This window comes from Haladaptatus sp. AB643 (genome assembly GCF_024136975.1).
Lineage (GTDB): Archaea > Halobacteriota > Halobacteria > Halobacteriales > Haladaptataceae > Haladaptatus.
In genome coordinates this window covers 54,417-69,660 of record NZ_JAMYJW010000011.1, presented here as the reverse complement: position 1 = coordinate 69,660, position 15,244 = coordinate 54,417, and the positions used below count along the sequence as shown (strand labels likewise).

Sequence of the window (15,244 nt, the reverse complement as noted above, 5' to 3'; positions counted from 1 at the left end):
ATTGAACTGTACCAATGGGGATACTAGTATATAAAATTATATATTATTGTTCGTTACGGAACGAATCCGTTCCTTCCTCGTGGAGACGACGGGAGACGTTCCCGACGTCGGTCTGTAACTCGTCGTGGTACGTGACAAGTCTTTTCCGCAACTCGTCATGTTCTCGAGAGAGAATCTGTGCCGCCGAGAGCGCAGCGTTGAACGACTTACCGGCGTCCACAGCGACGATGGGCGCGCCGGTCGGCATCCCGATGACCGACGACACCGACTTTTCCTGGACGGGAACCCCGACGACGGGAATCGGGTACGCGAGCGACGCCGTCATGTTCGGGAGGTCGGCCGACTTCCCGCCCGCCCCGGCGATGATGACGTCCAATCCACGTGCTTCGGCCGTCTTCGCGTAACTGTACATCAACTCTGGCGTGCGGTGGGCCGAAACGACGTACGTTTCGAACGTGAATCGAGCGTCCGGCGGGTTCTCGTTGTCGGTCACTTCCTCGAAACCGAGTTCCGTGAGCGCGTCGTACGCCCCCGACATCACGTCCAGGTCGGAGTCGCTTCCCATGACGATTCCGATTTCGGGGGTTTCCTCCGTCGGCCGGTCGCGGTTCGCTTCGGCTTCGAACTGTTCGATGAGGCTCGTGACTGATTCTGCGGTGGTCATTGGAACGTGAGTGAGTCGGTGAGGTCTTTTGCGTCACCGTGTAGGTCGGTGAGCGTCGGTTCGTCGACCGTCGCCGGGTCGTCGTCGCCGACGAGCGTGACGTGTCCCATCTTCCGGAGTGGTCGCACGTCGTGCTTGCCGTACCAGTGGAACGACGCGCCGGGGGTCGAAAGCACGCCTTCGACGCCCGAGAGGTCGGCGGGTTCGGGTTCGTCCACGTCGCCCAAAATGTTCGACATCACGATGGAACCGCGGAGCGTCGTCGCCCCGAGCGGGTACCCCAGCACGCCGCGGGCGTGCTGTTCGAACTGCGAGGTGAGCGCGCCTTCGATGGTGTAGTGTCCGGAGTTGTGCGGGCGCGGGGCAATTTCGTTCACCGAAATTTTTCCATCTTCCCTCTCAAACAACTCGATTCCGTACGTCCCTCTCCCGGAGAGCGCCGAGAGCACTTCCCGTGCGACTTCCTCCGCGCGTTCTCGAACCTCGTCTGACGTGCGCGCGGGGACGACGGTTTGTCGAAGGATTTCGTCCTCGTGGACGTTTTCCCCGACGGGGAACGTCGCCACCCCGTCGTCGCCCTTCACGGCGATAACGGAGAGTTCGCGCTCGAAGGGGACGAACTCCTCGACCATCAGTTCGCCCGAGACTTGCGACATCGCGTTGTCCACGTCGTCCTCGTCCTCTACGGGGACGTTACCGCGCCCGTCGTAGCCGCCGCGGCGGGCCTTCAACATCATCGGATAGCCGAACTCCTCGCCCGCTTCGAGCAGGTCCTCGCGGGAATCGACTTGGCGGAAGTCCGGGACCGGAATGCCCCTGTCCTGCAGCGCGCGCTTCTGGACGAGTTTGTCCTGAATGGTGCGGAGCGTCGCCGGGTCCGGGTGGACCGGGACGTCGAACTCGTCGCTCACGGCTTCGAGCACGTCGGGGTCGGCGAGTTCGATTTCGAACGTCAACGCGTCGCTTCGCTCCGCGAGTTCTCGAATCGCGTCCTCGTCGTCGAAGTCGCCGACGATCTGGTCGCGGGCGACGAGCGACGCCGGGCAGTCGGGTGTCGGATCGAGGACGATCAGTTCGACGCCGAGCGGGGATGCCGCTTCCGCGAGCATCCGGCCGAGCTGGCCGCCGCCGACGACGCCAAGGGTAAGCGGTGATGCCGTAACCATGTTGCCCGAAAGCTATCCCTGTGGGTGCATAAGATTTGCCAACTTGGACGAGAAATACGCACAAACGTGCAACGTATCTCGGACTATTCCGCCTGGTTCGCCTTCCGAAGTGCGCTCTTCTTGATGTAAATCGTCGTCGGAGCACCCCAGAGCGTCAGGTCGTGTCGATACGCACGATAGCCGTCGAGATACTTCGCCACGTCCCCTTCGCGTGAGGTTCGGGTGATGACGACCGGCGGCTGTCGGGTCTTCAGGCTCTCGTTGTCCAGCGTGCTATCGACGCTCGCGTTCGCCATCTCGGTGTACCACGGTAGCGGGAGGCGGTTGTACCAGCCGCTCGCGGCCGGTGGTGGGCCGTCGTTGCTGGTCTCGTCCGGGACGTAGAACACGTAGTTACTCTGATCGTCCACGTAACCGTAGTACAGGACGTCGGTCCCTCCTTCGTTCGCCTTCGACACCTGCTGTACCTTTTCCATCGTCGGTTTGATACCGGCGGCCGGTTGTCCCCACTGGACGATGTCGTTGTGGCGCTGTCCGCCGAACACGCTCGGCGTGTCGGGGTCTTGGGGGTGCATGTAGACGACGGTCGTCGCCGGAAAGAGGATCAGTACGACGAGAACGAGGGATATGACGCTCGTCGCGGTCGTTCCGACCCGGTCGTCGTCCTCGTACGCCTCCATCCCCCAGCGATAGATGACCCCCGCGCCGACGGCCGCGGGAATCATGAGCGGGACGATGGCGTGCACCGTCACCCACCCGGCCTGGATGTCGGTCACGAGCGGGTAGCCGAGGATGCTCACTACGCCCCAATAGAACGCGAACGAGACGAGGTCGCGGGGGCGGTCGTCGACGTATCGCGCCGCGATAAAACCGACGACGGAGAGGAGGACGACCACGATTGCGCCCTGTTCGAGTACCGTGATGAAGTGCTGAAGATAGGGAAGGTAGGCGTGCCCCTGACTCGTCACCCACTGTCCGGTGAACTTGTCCCACGTCCCGAGCGTTGCCTCCCCGACGACCGCACCGAACATCGACGGCTGTCCGAACGCCTTCCACAACCCCGGCCCGCCGGTTCCGTTCGTCCGGGGCGCGTAGAAGTAGACGATGATGACGAAGAACTCCACCAGCGCAACGAGGATGTGCGGAGCGAATCGAAGGAGCCCCCGACCGGTTTCTTTGGTCGTCTCGACGAACGTCTCGGTCCATTCCCGGTCGTGATTCCGGGAGAGGAGCAGTCGGTGGTCGAACAGCAGGACGAGCGCTCCGAGCCACGCGAGGACGTACAGAATGGCGTTTTCCTTCGTCGTGAAGCCGAGCGCCAACGCCGCGGTTCCGGCGTAGAGGTACCGTGCCTTCCCGGTCGCCTGTGCGCGGAGGTAGAAACCGAGCGCGAATACCATGAACGCCGCGAGCAACACGTCGTACCGCATGACACGGGAGTAGTAGAGGACGACGGGATTCACGGCGAGGAAGAACGCGAACGCCACCATCTCGGAGTCGCTGAGATGGTCGCGGTAGAGCCACGCGGCCAGCGGTACCAGTCCGGTGACGAGTGCCACCGGCAGTCGCGCCACGAAGTCGCTCGCGCCGAACAGTTCGAACAGGACGCTGTTCACCTGCGGGAAAAAGGGTCCGTGAATCGGCGGATAGTAATTCCAGACGCCGGTCTCCTGAAAGCGGAGTATCCAGTAGCCGACGCGGGCTTCGTCCCAATGGGCGAACCGGGTGCCGAGACCGACAAGCCGGAGCGCCAGCGCCAGCACCGTGATGGCACAGATGAAAGCGAAACCCCGATTTCGGGCCGTCCACCCGGTCAGCGGGTGTTCGCCTGAACTCATTGTTTTGCCTCAAGACAGAGCGGGGATACAAGCCTTGCGGAGAGCGGTAGTTCTTTTAGCCGGGGTGGCCTCCCGCCACACATGGTAACGCTCGGACTCGTCGTCGCGGAGTTCAACGCGCCGATAACGGAGCAGATGGAGGCATCGGCGCGTGAGGCTGCCGCCGAGCGAGGTGCGGAAATCGTCGAAACGCTACACGTTCCCGGTGCGTACGATTCTCCCCTCGCGGCGGACCGGCTTGCGCGACGGGACGACATCGACGGGGTCGCGGTGCTCGGTGCCGTCATCACCGGCGACACCGACCACGATCACGTCATCACGACCGCAACGACACAGAAGCTCACCGACGTGAGCTTGGACCGGGATACGCCGGTCGCCCTCGGAATCACCGGACCGGGCATGTCGGCGGCGGAAGCACGCGAGCGTACCGACTACGGTGCACGAGCGGTCGAAGGTGCACTCGATTTGGTGGAAGAACTACAATGACGATGGAATTTTCGGAACGAATCGGACGTGTCGAACCGAGCGCAACGCTCGCGATCAGCAGTTTGGCGTCGGAACTGAAAGCGGATGGTGCGGACGTCATCGACCTGAGCGTCGGTGAACCCGACTTCCCGACGCCGACGAACATCGTGGACGCCTGCGAGGAAGCGATGGAGGAGGGCCACACCGGCTATCCGCCGTCCAACGGCGTCCCCGAACTCCGCGAGGCCATCGCGGAGAAGCTACAAGGGGACGGTCTCCCGTACGAGGCGGACAACGTCATCGTCACGCCCGGCGCGAAGCAGGCGCTCTACGAGACGGTGCAGACCGTCGTCGACGACGGCGACGAAGTCGTCCTCCTCGACCCGGCGTGGGTGTCCTACGAGGCGATGGTGAAACTCGCGGGCGGCGACCTGAACCGCGTGGACCTCGCACCGCACGACTTCAAACTCGAACCCGCCCTCGACGACCTCTCCGAGGCCGTCTCGGACGATACCGAACTATTGATCGTCAACTCGCCGTCGAACCCGACCGGCGCGGTGTACTCGGACAAGGCACTCGAAGGCGTCCGGGACTTGGCCGTCGAGCACGATATCACCGTCATCAGCGACGAGATTTACGAGCAGATCACCTACGGCGCGGAGTGTACCAGCCTCGGCACCCTCGACGGGATGTTCGAGCGCACGATAACGGTCAACGGCTTCTCGAAGGCCTACTCGATGACCGGCTGGCGGCTCGGCTACCTCGCCGCGCCGGAGGAACTCGTCTCGCAGGCGGCCAAACTCCACTCGCATTCGGTCTCCTCCGCGACGAACTTCGTCCAGCGCGCGGGCGTCGAAGCGCTGGCGAACACCGAGGACGACGTGAGCGAGATGGTCGAGGCGTTCCACGAGCGCCGCGACCGACTCGTCGCCCTGCTGAAACAGCACGACGTGGACGTTCGAACGCCGGACGGGGCGTTCTACATGATGATCCCCGTGGCCGAGGACGACCAGCAGTGGTGTGAGGACGCGCTGGAGCAGGCCCACGTCGCAACGGTACCGGGCAGCGCCTTCGGCGCGCCCGGCTACGCGCGGGTCTCGTATGCGGCGGGCTTGGAGCGGATCGAGGAAGCGGTCGAACGGTTGGCCGACGAAGACCTGCTGTAACGGAAACAGCGTTTTTATTTTCGAGTGAACGACCGAGCTATCGCTTCGTACTTCCGGGAACTCACCACCTCAAACCGCATTGGTCCCGGCTTTCGATATAAACCTACGCGAAAAAGTAGCCCGGTCGTCTCCCGTCGTTCAGTTCCGTCCGATGATGAATCGGTTGGCGATGTAGATGCCGATGGCCGCCCCGATTGCGGGTGAGATGGAAGCAACGACGGATTGCTGGGGGTTGTACCCGAGCGCGAAGAGCGCGACGAGAAACACCGCGATGAACCCGATGGCTCCGGAGATGAGTGCGGTTTTGCCAGCAGGGGAAACCATGCGTTCTCCTCCTTAGACGCCCATGCCCATCAGGTGGCTTCGGAGCACGTCGTCGTCCTTGTTACCCTCGCCGGTGTTGAGGATGACGACGGTGTCGTCCTCGTCGAACTCACCCTGCTGGGCGAGTTCCCACGCGCCGCTTGCGGCGGCGGCGCAGGTTGCGCCCATCTCCAACCCTTCCTTCTGTGCGATCGCGACCGCCGAATCGAGGATGTCTTGGTCGCTGGTCGCCACCGCGCCGCCGTCGCTCTCGCGGAGCGCGTCGAGGATCATCGGGCTCGCGCCGGGGTCGGGAATCTCGATACCGCCGCAGATGGTGTCCGGCGTCTCCCACGCTTCGTGGACGTCCGTGCCCTCCTCCCATGCCTTGACGATCGGTGCACATCCCGTCGCTTGCGCGGCGTACATCGCTGGAAGGTCGTCGGTGAGTCCCAAATCGCGGAACTCCTTTGCGGCCTTGTGCATGCCGACGAGGCCGACCCCGCCACCGGTCGGGTAGACGATGGCGTCGGGGACGTCCCAGTCCATCTGCTCGGCGATTTCGTAGAACATCGTCTTCTTGCCCTCGTGGCGGTAGGGCGTGACGAACGTCTTCACCGAGTACCAGTCGTCTTCTTCCTCCATCGCGTCGGCGTAGGCCGCGCCCGCGTCGCCGATCCTCCCTTCGACGACGGTCATGTCCCCGCCGTGGACGTTGACCATCGCCTTGTTCGTGAACCCGGCGCGCGTCGGGAGGAAGACGTGCGATTCGAGGTCGGCGCGGGCGGCGTAGGCGGCCGCCGCCTGTCCGGCGTTTCCGGCCGACGCGAGCGCGATGTCCGTCGCGCCGTGTTGGGCCGCCGCGGTCACGGCCATCGTCTGGCCGCGGTCCTTGAACGTCCCGGTGGGGTTGCGCCCCTCGTCCTTGAACAGAACGCGTCCGACGCCCATCTCCTCGGCGAGTTTCGGACATTCGACGAGCGGCGTCGCACCTTCGTCCATCGTCACCGCCGATTCGCGGGTGAACGGCAGGAGTTCCGCGTACTTCCACATCGTCTCGAACGGTCGGGATTCGAACTCCTCGCGCGACACGTCGATGGCGTCGTAGTCGTACTCCGGGTCGAGGATGCCGTCGCAGTCGGGACAGCGGTGTGTCCCCACTTCGGCGTCGAACGTCTCGCCACAGTCTACGCACGTCAGTCCGATGAATGCGTCCGTCGTCTCCATGCCCGAAGGTGGGAAGGGGGACCACTAAGCCCTGTTCATCCCCCGTCCCTTTTGCCCCTGCTCGCCGACTGTCGGATATGAAACCGGAAACCGTTCAGTCGATCCTCGCCGACTGGGTGGAGCGACACCGTGAGTCGTTGACGGCTCGCTGGGAGGACGTTCCGCATCGAGTGCGCGACCCAATTTCGGTACCGGAGTACGATTTCCCGACGACGCCGGACGACATCTTCCCGTGGGTTTCGGTCTGCTTCGTGGTAGCGGACGGACGGGTGTTGCTGGTACAGGATTCGGGCCACTTGTCCGTGTGGGAGCCACCAGGGGGGAAAGGCGAGGTTCGAAGAACCTCGAAGAGAGCGAGCGGTGAATGCCGCGAGCAGGGCGAGGCGCGAAGCGCCTCGAAAAACGTAAGCGGTGAATACCGCGAACGAGGCGAACTTGGTGAATCGTATTCCGAAACTGCTCGGCGCGAAACCCGCGAGGAGACGGGCATCGAGTGCGAAATCACCGGCCTGCTGTTCACCGAAACGCTCCAATTCGATTACGGCGAGTCCGTCCTCATCCCCGTGTTGCAGGCCGGATTCGTCGCGCGGCGAGTCGGCGGCGAGATTCGAACGACCGAGGACGCCATCGAAGAAGCGGCGTGGCTCCCGATTTCTGACCTGCCGGACGGAACGCAGTTCGAAGCGGAGATCGGATCGTTGGCACCGTCCCGATAGCGTCGAACCCCAACCTGATGGGCCGAGAGAGGTTTACGGAGGACGACCGACCTTCCCCCATGACCACAGTCATCGTCGCCGGGGCGGGACTCGCGGGCCTCGTCGCCGCCCGGCACCTTGCCCGGTTGGGGGTGGACGTTCACGTTTTCGAACGCGAGGATGAGGTCGGCGGGAGGGTCCGAACCGAGCGGAAAGACGGGTTCGTCCTCGACCGTGGCTTTCAGGTGCTCTTTACCTCCTACCCCGCCGCGAGACGCGAACTCGACTTCGACGAACTCGATCTGCGCTATTTCGACCCCGGTGCGGTGCTCGCCCGTCCCGGCAGTCGATCCACACTGAGCGACCCGTTTCGGGACCCTGGAACGCTGTTCGAGTCGATGGCGAACCCCGAGGTTCACCTCGGCGACAAGGTTCGAACCCTGAAACTCCGGCGGGAACTGACCCGCAAACCGAACCGTGAAATCTTCGCCGGGGAGGACGAGTCCATCGAGGAGTACCTCCGCGAACGCGGTTTTTCCGAATCGTTTCGAGACAACTTCGTCGGGCCGTTTTACGGCGGTATCACGCTGGATCGGTCGCTTTTGACCTCGAAGAAGGTGTTCGAGTTCACGTTCAAGATGCTGTCCACGGGGCGGATCGCCGTTCCCGCCGACGGCATGGGCGCGATTTCCGAACAGTTGGCGCGGAAGGCACGGACGGCCGGGGCGACGATTCACCTCGAAGAGGTCGTTTCGGCGGTCGAATCGGACGGCGACGAAGTCCGCGTCGAGATCGACGGTGAAACCATCACCGGCGACGTAGCCGTCGTCGCCACCGACCCGAAGGCCGCCCGAGAGTTGACGGGCGTCGATTCGATCCCGACCGATGCTCGCAGTTGTGTCACCCAGTATTTCGTCCACGACGAACCGCTCGACACCGGCAACCGAATCCTGCTCAACGTCGGGGACGACGCGCCGAACGAAATCGTCCCGGTGTCCACGATTGCACCGGAGTTCGCGCCAGACGGGCGCGAACTCCTCTCCGCGACGTACCTCGGCTTGCCGGAAGAGTCGGACGAGGAACTGGCGGAAACGGTGGTCGAAACGCTACAGCGGTGGTATCCCGACCGGAATTTTGCCCCGCTCGAACACCTCCACACCGACCGCATCGAGTTCGCGCAGTTCGCCCAACCCCCGGGGGTCTTCGACACGCTTCCGACTAATCGAACCGACGGGGAGTCGGTGTACCTCGCGGGGGACTACACCGAGGCGTCCTCGCTCAACGCCGCGATGGAGAGCGGGCGAAAAGCCGCGCTCGCCGTGTACGACGATCTGTGATCGTCACCGTCCTCGGAAACGGGCGATACGATTTTGTCGATTCCCGGTCGAAATCAATCCGAAACGATGACAAAGCCGGTCCTGGTTCGGAATCCGAACGGCGGCGACCGACGAAAGAGCGTCAAGGCCCGTGACATCGCACGTCGTCGCGGCTACGACGTTCGGAACAGCACGGCTCGCGGCGAAACCCTGACGCTCGCGGAGTCGGCGGCGAGAGACGGTGCGTCGGTTATCGCGGCCTGTGGCGGCGACGGGTCCCTCAACGAAGTCGTCAGGGGTGTCGATGCGGCGGGCGCGCTCGACGACGTTCGCCTCGGGGTGATTCCCACGGGGACCGGCAACGATTTCGCGGACAACCTCGGGATTCGAGGGCTCACCCACGCGTTCGACGTGGTCGAATCCGGCGAGGAACGACGGCTCGACCTCGGGATGGCCGACGACCGGCCGTTCGTCAACTCCTGCGTCGGCGGGTTGACCGCCGAGGCGAGTGCTCGAACGACGCCGGAGCGAAAGCGACGGCTCGGCGTCCTCGCCTACGTGCTGAGCACGCTGCATGAGGCGCGGGAGTTCGACGGCCTTCGACTCGACATTCGAGCGGGACCACGGGATGACCCGGTATGGTCGGGCGAGGCGGAAATGCTCCTCATCGGTAACGCTCGACGATTTCCCGGGGAGCGCGAGCGTCGGGCGAACGTCGAGGACGGCCTGCTGAACGTGGTCATCATCGAGCGCGCGCCGTCGCTCGATTACCTCTCGGCCGGTGCCGCGGAAGTGTTGTTACGCCGGGATTCGACGTATCTCACACGACTCAAAGTTCCTCGATTGCATCTCGAACACGACGGGGAACCGGTGCAGTTCAGCCTCGACGGGGAGACGATTCAACGCGCCGAGATGGACGTTCGCTGCCGTCCGAACGCGATGCGATTCGCGGTCGGAGAACGGTACGTTCCGAATCGGAGCGGAAGATAGAGCGGTAATCCTTCAGGTGTACATGCGACCATATCGGAACAATTACAGGATGCCATGGACGCTTCGAAGGGACACACGGTGCCTATTTTGTCGAGATGACGCTGTCGGTCCCCGCTACAACGGGTCGAAGGAGCCAGTACAGTCCGGGAAGTTGGGAGAGGTTGAGCACTGCATCCCGCATTTTGACGTGCCACTTCGTAGGGGGGATGAGAAAACTCGCAGTGCGCCTCCCGTACGCTTGCTTTTTCTCGATCTCCGGTTTCATCTTGGCCTCGTATTCAGCCAATCCCTCTTCGATAACGGAAGCTTCGCGTAGCTTACGAGCGAGAACGTAGGCACCACCCATCGCCATGGATGCCCCTTGTCCCGCGAGGAGCGAAACGGCGTAGCAGGCGTCTCCCACTAATGTCACTCGTCCCTTCGACCAGTGATCCATCTCGATCTGTGCGACCTGGTCGTAGTAGATACTATCGACATCCGCACAGTGATCGAGCGCATCAGGTACGATCCATCCGATGTCGCCGAACGTCCTGCGCAACTCCTCACAGGGAGACGCCGGTAATTTCTCGTCCGGCGCATCGTGAGCGAACCAGGTGGCGACTTTTCCGTTTCGAATCGGATAGAAACCAGCGGTCCGATTCTCCACTGTGATATCCCGAAATCCGCCGTCCAACTTTCGTCTAAATGCATCGTCTTCGAAAATGTACGCTGCAGTCTGATAGCCGAGATAGCGACGGTACTTCTCCTCCTCCCCAAACGTGAGTTCCCGAACGCGGGAATGAATCCCATCTGCACCGACTAGTAGGTCCACCTGTTCCCGTGTTCCATCAGTGAGATCGACAGTTACCTCGCGTCCGTTCTGCTCGACCTCGTCCACAGTGAGATCGTAGCGAATTTCGACGTCATCCGAGAGGGATTCGTAAAGCACACGCTCCAAATCCCCACGCATCAGTGAGAGCAGTTCTCCGTCCTTCAGACGCCTGAACAACTCGTAATCGATCGTAGAGACGGTGTTCCCGTTCGAATCGACATCGATGATTTCTGAAATCGGGTATTGGACCCCTTCGAGTCGTGGGAGGATGCCCATTCGTTTCGCCACGTCGTACCCGGAGCCGAGGAAATCGATCATATATCCTTCCTCGCGCAATCCGGCCGCCTTCTCGATCAACGAGACGTCCCATTCATCCCGATCTAGCCACCATGCTAGCGTTAGCCCGGCGATTCCCGCACCACAGATGAGAACCCGTTGTCGGTTTGCTTGCGGTTGGTCCCTTTCCCTGTTTTCTATATTCGGCATATACCGAATATTACGATTTAAAAACGATAACTCTTTCTATATTTTCGCGTTTCGTGGGTACCACCTTCGTCTGAAAGTGGAAAAATCGGTGTCGTGGGGTTCGGGGAACCGTTTTCTATTTTTACTACGTACCGATTATAACGAACACATGAGCAACGACGTCGATCCGGTAACCGAGGCTCGGGAGGAGGTCATCGAAGCGTTAGAACACAGCGCTGAGGTGTACGGGTTCAACAGAAGTTACGGACGCCTGTACGGGATACTGTTTTTCGAAAATCGACCGGTTTCACTCGACGAAATCGTTGAAGAGAGCGGCTATGCGAAATCCACGGTGAGTACGGCGATGAAACGTCTGGAGCAATTTCACGTCGTGCACCGTCGCTCGATTCCGGGTGAAGGGAAAAAGGCGTTTTACGAGGCCGAAACCGATCTTTGGCGCATCGTCCAGGAATTTCTCCGTCGGGAAGTTCAACGCGAACTGGACATCATGACTCGTGCGCTCGAATCCGCCGAGAACCGCCTCGAAGGGGTGGACGATGAGCGTGCGAGGGAAGATCTCGAACGGATTCGCTCGTTCGAGAAAACGTACAAACGAGGACAAAAAGTCGTGGATATCTTTGTATCGGTCTCGAATAACCGACTGATAAAACTGATCGAAAATCTATAATTTCCGGTGCTCCCGACCGAATTTTCCCTTGCAGTTCGATTTCCGAATCGACGCTTGCTGAACACTTCGATAGGATTTCCCATCGAATACACGATTCGGCAACTCCTCCTCCGAACTACGGATTACAGCAGTTTCCGAAACTCGGCGAGCGGCGGGAACCGGTAGGTTTCGTCGGCATCCTCGTCGCGGACGATGGGTCGGAGCGGATTCGTCCGCGTGACGAGCGGGGACTGAAAGTCGCTCCCCCGCAGGTCGTTTACGACCATTCCGCTCGCGAAACGGGTGAATGCCGGGAGGACGAGAACGTCCGACTCTCGGTAGGTCTCCTCCCCCCAGAGGTAGCACGGACGACGCTTCCCCTCGATTTCGATGGCCGGATGGTCGTGACCGACGACGTATCGGGGCGCGTCCTCGTCGGGTTCCTCGTGGCCGTGACAGACCAACGTCCCGTCCGCGAGGCGGTACTCGTCCCGTGGGTCGGCGAGTTCGTCGAGCAACGTATCGTGGTTGCCTCGCACGACGACGAGCGTGGCACCCGCTTCGTCCACGAGTTCTCGGAGGTCGGCGAACGTCACTTCGGCTTCCTCCGGCAATCGGTCGAAGGCGTGGAGAACGTCGCCCGCGAGGACGACTTCGCTCGGGGAAAAACGGTCGAGGAGGTCGGAAACTCTCGTGGTCAGATCGGTTCGCTCTCCGAGCGACAGGGAAACGTTCGACGTCGCGTCCCGGCCGATGTGGAGGTCGGCGAGGACGAGCGCGTCGACGGACGGCAGGAAAACGGCGCGGTCCGTGAATTCAGCGTCCACCATCGGCCCGGGTACGTTGGCTGAGGTCGTACTCCCGTCCGGAGACGAGGTAGATGACGTCCTCGATGACAGTCAGCAGTTCGGGGAGGATACGGACCACCAACCACAGGATGATGACGAGCGATATCACGGCGAGCAGTTGGCTGAACACCCTGTCCGCGATGAAGAACGAGACCATCTTCGGGTCGGTGTAGCCCGTGAGACTGGTGACGGGACCGATGAATATCTGGAACCACTGGTTGCCGAACGCGACGGAGATGAACACGTTGCGGATGACGTTCAGCACCCAGATGATGGAGATGGCCATCACGAACGCACGGATCTTTCGGCGGAGCGGCGCGCGGACGGCGGCGATGAGGCCGCCGAAAATGCTCATGCTGCCGATTCCGGTACACGCCAAAACGAGATACGTGTAATACCGGTGGCCGTTGCTGTCGTGGAAGATGAACGCGCTGTGATAGCCGTTCTGCTCCGCGATGGTGAAGTCGGGGTCGTACCCGAGCAGGTGGATGACGGCGTTCGTCTGTGCACTCACGAGTTCGACGATCGACTGACGGAGCGGTTCGATGGTCAGGAACGGGACGTAGATGAGTCCCATCGCCGCGACGCCCCGGGAAAGGACGAAGAGCGAATCCCGTCCGGTGTACAACTGGTAGCCCGTATACACGCACAACGGAACCGCGACGAGGCACAACGTACCCTCGATGAAACTCCGCATCTCGAACGCGAACCGGGGAAAGAGAACGCCCCAAAAGAGCCCAAACAGCACCCATGCTCCCATGCCGACGCCACGTGCCAAATCGCGGTCGTATCCTTCGAGCGCGGCGGTGGCGACGAACGCGGCGATGACGACCCACACGAGGTAATCGGGAAACGTCGTCGTCAGCCACGAGACCGATAGCGAGAGAGGAACGGAAAGGGCGGCAGGGGCGACTTCGATCACGATTCGTCCTTGTTCTCGGAAAATATAGAGTTGACGCTCTTCAAATCGCCCGGACACGTCGGCACCCGATGCGTTTCCACACGGGGTGGTCGTCTCCCGCTTTCACTCGCCGACCGCTGGTATTTTTATCGTCCCGCCCGACGGTTCGGGTATGGCCGACGTGTTGGAGGACAAGCGAGCCGCGACCCGGTTTCGAATCCTCTCGGAGATCGCTGACCGCCAACCGGCGGTGAGTCAAGGCGAAATCGCTGACGCCGTCGGCGTCACGAGCCAAGCCGTCAGCGAGTACATTCGCGGCCTCGTGGACGACGGGCTCGTAGAAAAGGAAGGGCGCTCCCGCTATCGGGTGACCAAGGAGGGCGTCGATTGGCTGTTGCAGTCCGCGACCGACGTCCGGCGCTTCGCGGATCACGTCACGGACGATATCCTCGGGAACGTCGGGGAGGACGCCGCAATCGCACGGACCGACATCGACGCGGGAACGACCGTCTCGCTCACGCTCGCCGATGGATTACTCCACGCGACGCCGGGCGACGAAGGACCTGCGACCGGTATCGCCACGACGGACGCCGAGGAGGGCACGGAAGTCGGCGTCACGGAATTCGAAGGTATCATCGACCTCGATCCCGGCCACGTGACGGTGTATCAGGTTCCGCCGGTCCGTTCCGGAGGTAGTCGGTCGGTCGATTCGGACGCGCTGGCGGCCGTCTGTGACGCCGCTCCAGTCCTCGCGGCAACCGGTGTCGAAGCGTTCGTCGCACTACAGTCCGCCGGTCTCGAACCCGACACGACGTTCGCCGCGGGCGAAGTCGCCGCCGAGGCTGCGGAGCGTGGCTTGGACGTGGTCATCGTCGCAACCTCCGACAGCGTCGGGCGCGTCACCGACGCCCTCCGGGACGTTGGTGTCGCCTACGAAGTTGCAAACGTCGAATAAGTTATAGTCGTTCAAAAACGGTGCAATTCCTTTGCGGGTTCGTCAGCCGTTGTGTGAGAAAGCGAGTTAACTCGACCCATTTCAACGGTGAGCGAATCGCTTGCGGCAAAGTGGTTCGTGGAAAATACTGTTAGAAAAAAACGCCTGTTGGGTGGCAAAGTTAATACCCTTGGTTATAATATATGCGTGTGTATCGAACTCGGAGATAATCTCATGTTTACCTCCAAGCTATGAAACTCACCGAACCGGGGACGAAAGGGGAACTCGACGAGAGTCAGATTCATAACGTCTTGCGGAACGACCGACGACGCGAAACGATTCGGTATCTTCGTCAAACGGGTGACTCACTGGCCGTCGACGACCTCGCGGAACACATAGCCACGCTGGAAACGGGGGAGTCCCCCCCACCCAGAAACGTTAGAAAGAGTGTCTACGTTTCGCTCCATCAGACACACCTCCCGAAACTGGACGACCTCGGTATCGTGGAGTACGACCAACGGTCGGAGGAACTGGTTCTCAACGACCGCGCGCGCGAGGTCGAGGTGTATATGGAGGTCGTCGCCGAACACGACGTTTCGTGGCCGACGTACTATCTCGGTCTCGGGATACTGGAGTTCATCGTCCTCTTCGCGGCGAAACTCCATCTCTTCTCCATCCAACTGCTCGATTTCGAGTTCTGGACGTGGTTCTTTTTGACGTTCTTCCTCGTCTCCGCGCTGTACCACATCTACAACGGACAAGAGCGATCGCTGTTCTGACTGACCGTT

The 15,244-nt window shown here is 61.6% G+C and carries 16 protein-coding genes; 8 read left to right on the top strand and 8 right to left on the bottom strand.

From position 1 onward, the window contains the following. Window positions 1–43: 43 nt before the first annotated feature. From purE to NKF25_RS18875, 3 genes are all read right to left on the bottom strand, one after another. Entirely contained in the window at window positions 44–664 is a 621-nt protein-coding gene (gene purE, locus NKF25_RS18885) for a 5-(carboxyamino)imidazole ribonucleotide mutase (RefSeq protein WP_253228193.1), read from the bottom strand. Then, on the bottom strand, window positions 661–1,830 hold the full coding sequence (locus tag NKF25_RS18880) for a 5-(carboxyamino)imidazole ribonucleotide synthase (protein WP_253228192.1): 1,170 nt from the start codon (window positions 1,828–1,830) through the stop codon (window positions 661–663). Before NKF25_RS18880 ends, purE begins: the two co-directional genes overlap by 4 nt. Before the next feature lie 83 nt (window positions 1,831–1,913). Continuing rightward, the gene (locus tag NKF25_RS18875) at window positions 1,914–3,668 is read right to left on the bottom strand and encodes a flippase activity-associated protein Agl23 (protein WP_253228191.1); all 1,755 of its coding nucleotides are present in this window, start codon (window positions 3,666–3,668) and stop codon (window positions 1,914–1,916) included. Window positions 3,669–3,749: 81 nt separating this feature from the next. Between NKF25_RS18875 and ribH the strand changes: the two genes are divergently transcribed. Both ribH and NKF25_RS18865 read left to right on the top strand, forming a co-directional pair. Further along, window positions 3,750–4,154 (top strand): 6,7-dimethyl-8-ribityllumazine synthase, encoded by a 405-nt coding sequence (ribH, locus tag NKF25_RS18870; RefSeq protein WP_066143315.1) that lies wholly within the window; start codon window positions 3,750–3,752, stop codon window positions 4,152–4,154. A 2-nt stretch (window positions 4,155–4,156) separates the two neighbouring features. After that, entirely contained in the window at window positions 4,157–5,299 is a 1,143-nt protein-coding gene (locus tag NKF25_RS18865; protein WP_253228298.1) for a pyridoxal phosphate-dependent aminotransferase, read from the top strand. Window positions 5,300–5,437: 138 nt separating this feature from the next. On the opposite strand, the gene NKF25_RS18860 is transcribed toward NKF25_RS18865, so the two are convergent. Beyond that, a complete protein-coding gene (locus tag NKF25_RS18860) occupies window positions 5,438–5,623 on the bottom strand; it encodes a hypothetical protein (RefSeq protein WP_253228190.1) in 186 nt (61 codons plus the stop codon). Window positions 5,624–5,635: 12 nt separating this feature from the next. Further along, on the bottom strand, window positions 5,636–6,829 hold the full coding sequence (locus NKF25_RS18855; protein WP_253228189.1) for a threonine synthase: 1,194 nt from the start codon (window positions 6,827–6,829) through the stop codon (window positions 5,636–5,638). Window positions 6,830–6,906: 77 nt separating this feature from the next. On the opposite strand from NKF25_RS18855, the gene NKF25_RS18850 reads away from it, so the two are divergent. The 3 genes from NKF25_RS18850 to NKF25_RS18840 all read left to right on the top strand — a co-directional run bounded on the left by NKF25_RS18850 (window position 6,907) and on the right by NKF25_RS18840 (window position 9,830). Then, on the top strand, window positions 6,907–7,545 hold the full coding sequence (locus tag NKF25_RS18850) for an NUDIX domain-containing protein (RefSeq protein WP_253228188.1): 639 nt from the start codon (window positions 6,907–6,909) through the stop codon (window positions 7,543–7,545). Between the two features lie 59 nt (window positions 7,546–7,604). Further along, a complete protein-coding gene (locus NKF25_RS18845; RefSeq protein ID WP_253228187.1) occupies window positions 7,605–8,861 on the top strand; it encodes an NAD(P)/FAD-dependent oxidoreductase in 1,257 nt (418 codons plus the stop codon). 66 nt (window positions 8,862–8,927) lie between these two features. After that, a complete protein-coding gene (locus NKF25_RS18840) occupies window positions 8,928–9,830 on the top strand; it encodes a YegS/Rv2252/BmrU family lipid kinase (protein ID WP_253228186.1) in 903 nt (300 codons plus the stop codon). Window positions 9,831–9,912: 82 nt separating this feature from the next. On the opposite strand, the gene NKF25_RS18835 is transcribed toward NKF25_RS18840, so the two are convergent. Next, window positions 9,913–11,127: an FAD-dependent monooxygenase gene (locus NKF25_RS18835; protein ID WP_253228185.1), complete on the bottom strand. Its 1,215-nt coding sequence runs from the start codon at window positions 11,125–11,127 to the stop codon at window positions 9,913–9,915. A 148-nt stretch (window positions 11,128–11,275) separates the two neighbouring features. On the opposite strand from NKF25_RS18835, the gene NKF25_RS18830 reads away from it, so the two are divergent. Beyond that, window positions 11,276–11,794 carry a hypothetical protein gene (locus tag NKF25_RS18830; protein ID WP_253228184.1) on the top strand — a complete coding sequence of 173 codons (519 nt, stop codon included), beginning with the start codon at window positions 11,276–11,278 and terminating at the stop codon, window positions 11,792–11,794. 122 nt (window positions 11,795–11,916) lie between these two features. Here the strand turns inward: NKF25_RS18830 and NKF25_RS18825 are convergent, their stop codons facing one another. Both NKF25_RS18825 and artA read right to left on the bottom strand, forming a co-directional pair. Beyond that, the gene (locus tag NKF25_RS18825; protein WP_253228183.1) at window positions 11,917–12,603 is read right to left on the bottom strand and encodes a metallophosphoesterase; all 687 of its coding nucleotides are present in this window, start codon (window positions 12,601–12,603) and stop codon (window positions 11,917–11,919) included. After that, a complete protein-coding gene (gene artA / locus NKF25_RS18820) occupies window positions 12,590–13,543 on the bottom strand; it encodes an archaeosortase A (RefSeq protein WP_253228182.1) in 954 nt (317 codons plus the stop codon). Before artA ends, NKF25_RS18825 begins: the two co-directional genes overlap by 14 nt. 151 nt (window positions 13,544–13,694) lie before the next feature. Here artA and NKF25_RS18815 point away from each other — a divergent pair, with 151 nt between their 5' ends. Both NKF25_RS18815 and NKF25_RS18810 read left to right on the top strand, forming a co-directional pair. Further along, a complete protein-coding gene (locus NKF25_RS18815) occupies window positions 13,695–14,477 on the top strand; it encodes a MarR family transcriptional regulator (protein ID WP_253228181.1) in 783 nt (260 codons plus the stop codon). Between the two features lie 230 nt (window positions 14,478–14,707). Continuing rightward, complete coding sequence (locus tag NKF25_RS18810) at window positions 14,708–15,235, top strand: hypothetical protein (protein WP_253228180.1); 528 nt, start codon at window positions 14,708–14,710, stop codon at window positions 15,233–15,235. Window positions 15,236–15,244 lie beyond the last annotated feature (9 nt).

What these genes read in the sequence shown, in the direction of transcription:
- NKF25_RS18880 (WP_253228192.1), bottom strand. Translation starts at nt 1,830, where the DNA reads ATGGTTACGGCATCACCGCTTACCCTTGGCGTCGTCGGCGGCGGCCAG.
- NKF25_RS18825 (WP_253228183.1), bottom strand. Translation starts at nt 12,603, where the DNA reads ATGGTGGACGCTGAATTCACGGACCGCGCCGTTTTCCTGCCGTCCGTC.
- NKF25_RS18835 (WP_253228185.1), bottom strand. Translation starts at nt 11,127, where the DNA reads ATGCCGAATATAGAAAACAGGGAAAGGGACCAACCGCAAGCAAACCGA.
- NKF25_RS18810 (WP_253228180.1), top strand. Translation starts at nt 14,708, where the DNA reads ATGAAACTCACCGAACCGGGGACGAAAGGGGAACTCGACGAGAGTCAG.
- NKF25_RS18865 (WP_253228298.1), top strand. Translation starts at nt 4,157, where the DNA reads ATGGAATTTTCGGAACGAATCGGACGTGTCGAACCGAGCGCAACGCTC.
- purE (WP_253228193.1), bottom strand. Translation starts at nt 664, where the DNA reads ATGACCACCGCAGAATCAGTCACGAGCCTCATCGAACAGTTCGAAGCC.
- ribH (WP_066143315.1), top strand. Translation starts at nt 3,750, where the DNA reads ATGGTAACGCTCGGACTCGTCGTCGCGGAGTTCAACGCGCCGATAACG.
- NKF25_RS18815 (WP_253228181.1), top strand. Translation starts at nt 13,695, where the DNA reads ATGGCCGACGTGTTGGAGGACAAGCGAGCCGCGACCCGGTTTCGAATC.
- NKF25_RS18860 (WP_253228190.1), bottom strand. Translation starts at nt 5,623, where the DNA reads ATGGTTTCCCCTGCTGGCAAAACCGCACTCATCTCCGGAGCCATCGGG.
- NKF25_RS18830 (WP_253228184.1), top strand. Translation starts at nt 11,276, where the DNA reads ATGAGCAACGACGTCGATCCGGTAACCGAGGCTCGGGAGGAGGTCATC.
- NKF25_RS18845 (WP_253228187.1), top strand. Translation starts at nt 7,605, where the DNA reads ATGACCACAGTCATCGTCGCCGGGGCGGGACTCGCGGGCCTCGTCGCC.
- NKF25_RS18855 (WP_253228189.1), bottom strand. Translation starts at nt 6,829, where the DNA reads ATGGAGACGACGGACGCATTCATCGGACTGACGTGCGTAGACTGTGGC.
- NKF25_RS18840 (WP_253228186.1), top strand. Translation starts at nt 8,928, where the DNA reads ATGACAAAGCCGGTCCTGGTTCGGAATCCGAACGGCGGCGACCGACGA.
- NKF25_RS18875 (WP_253228191.1), bottom strand. Translation starts at nt 3,668, where the DNA reads ATGAGTTCAGGCGAACACCCGCTGACCGGGTGGACGGCCCGAAATCGG.
- NKF25_RS18850 (WP_253228188.1), top strand. Translation starts at nt 6,907, where the DNA reads ATGAAACCGGAAACCGTTCAGTCGATCCTCGCCGACTGGGTGGAGCGA.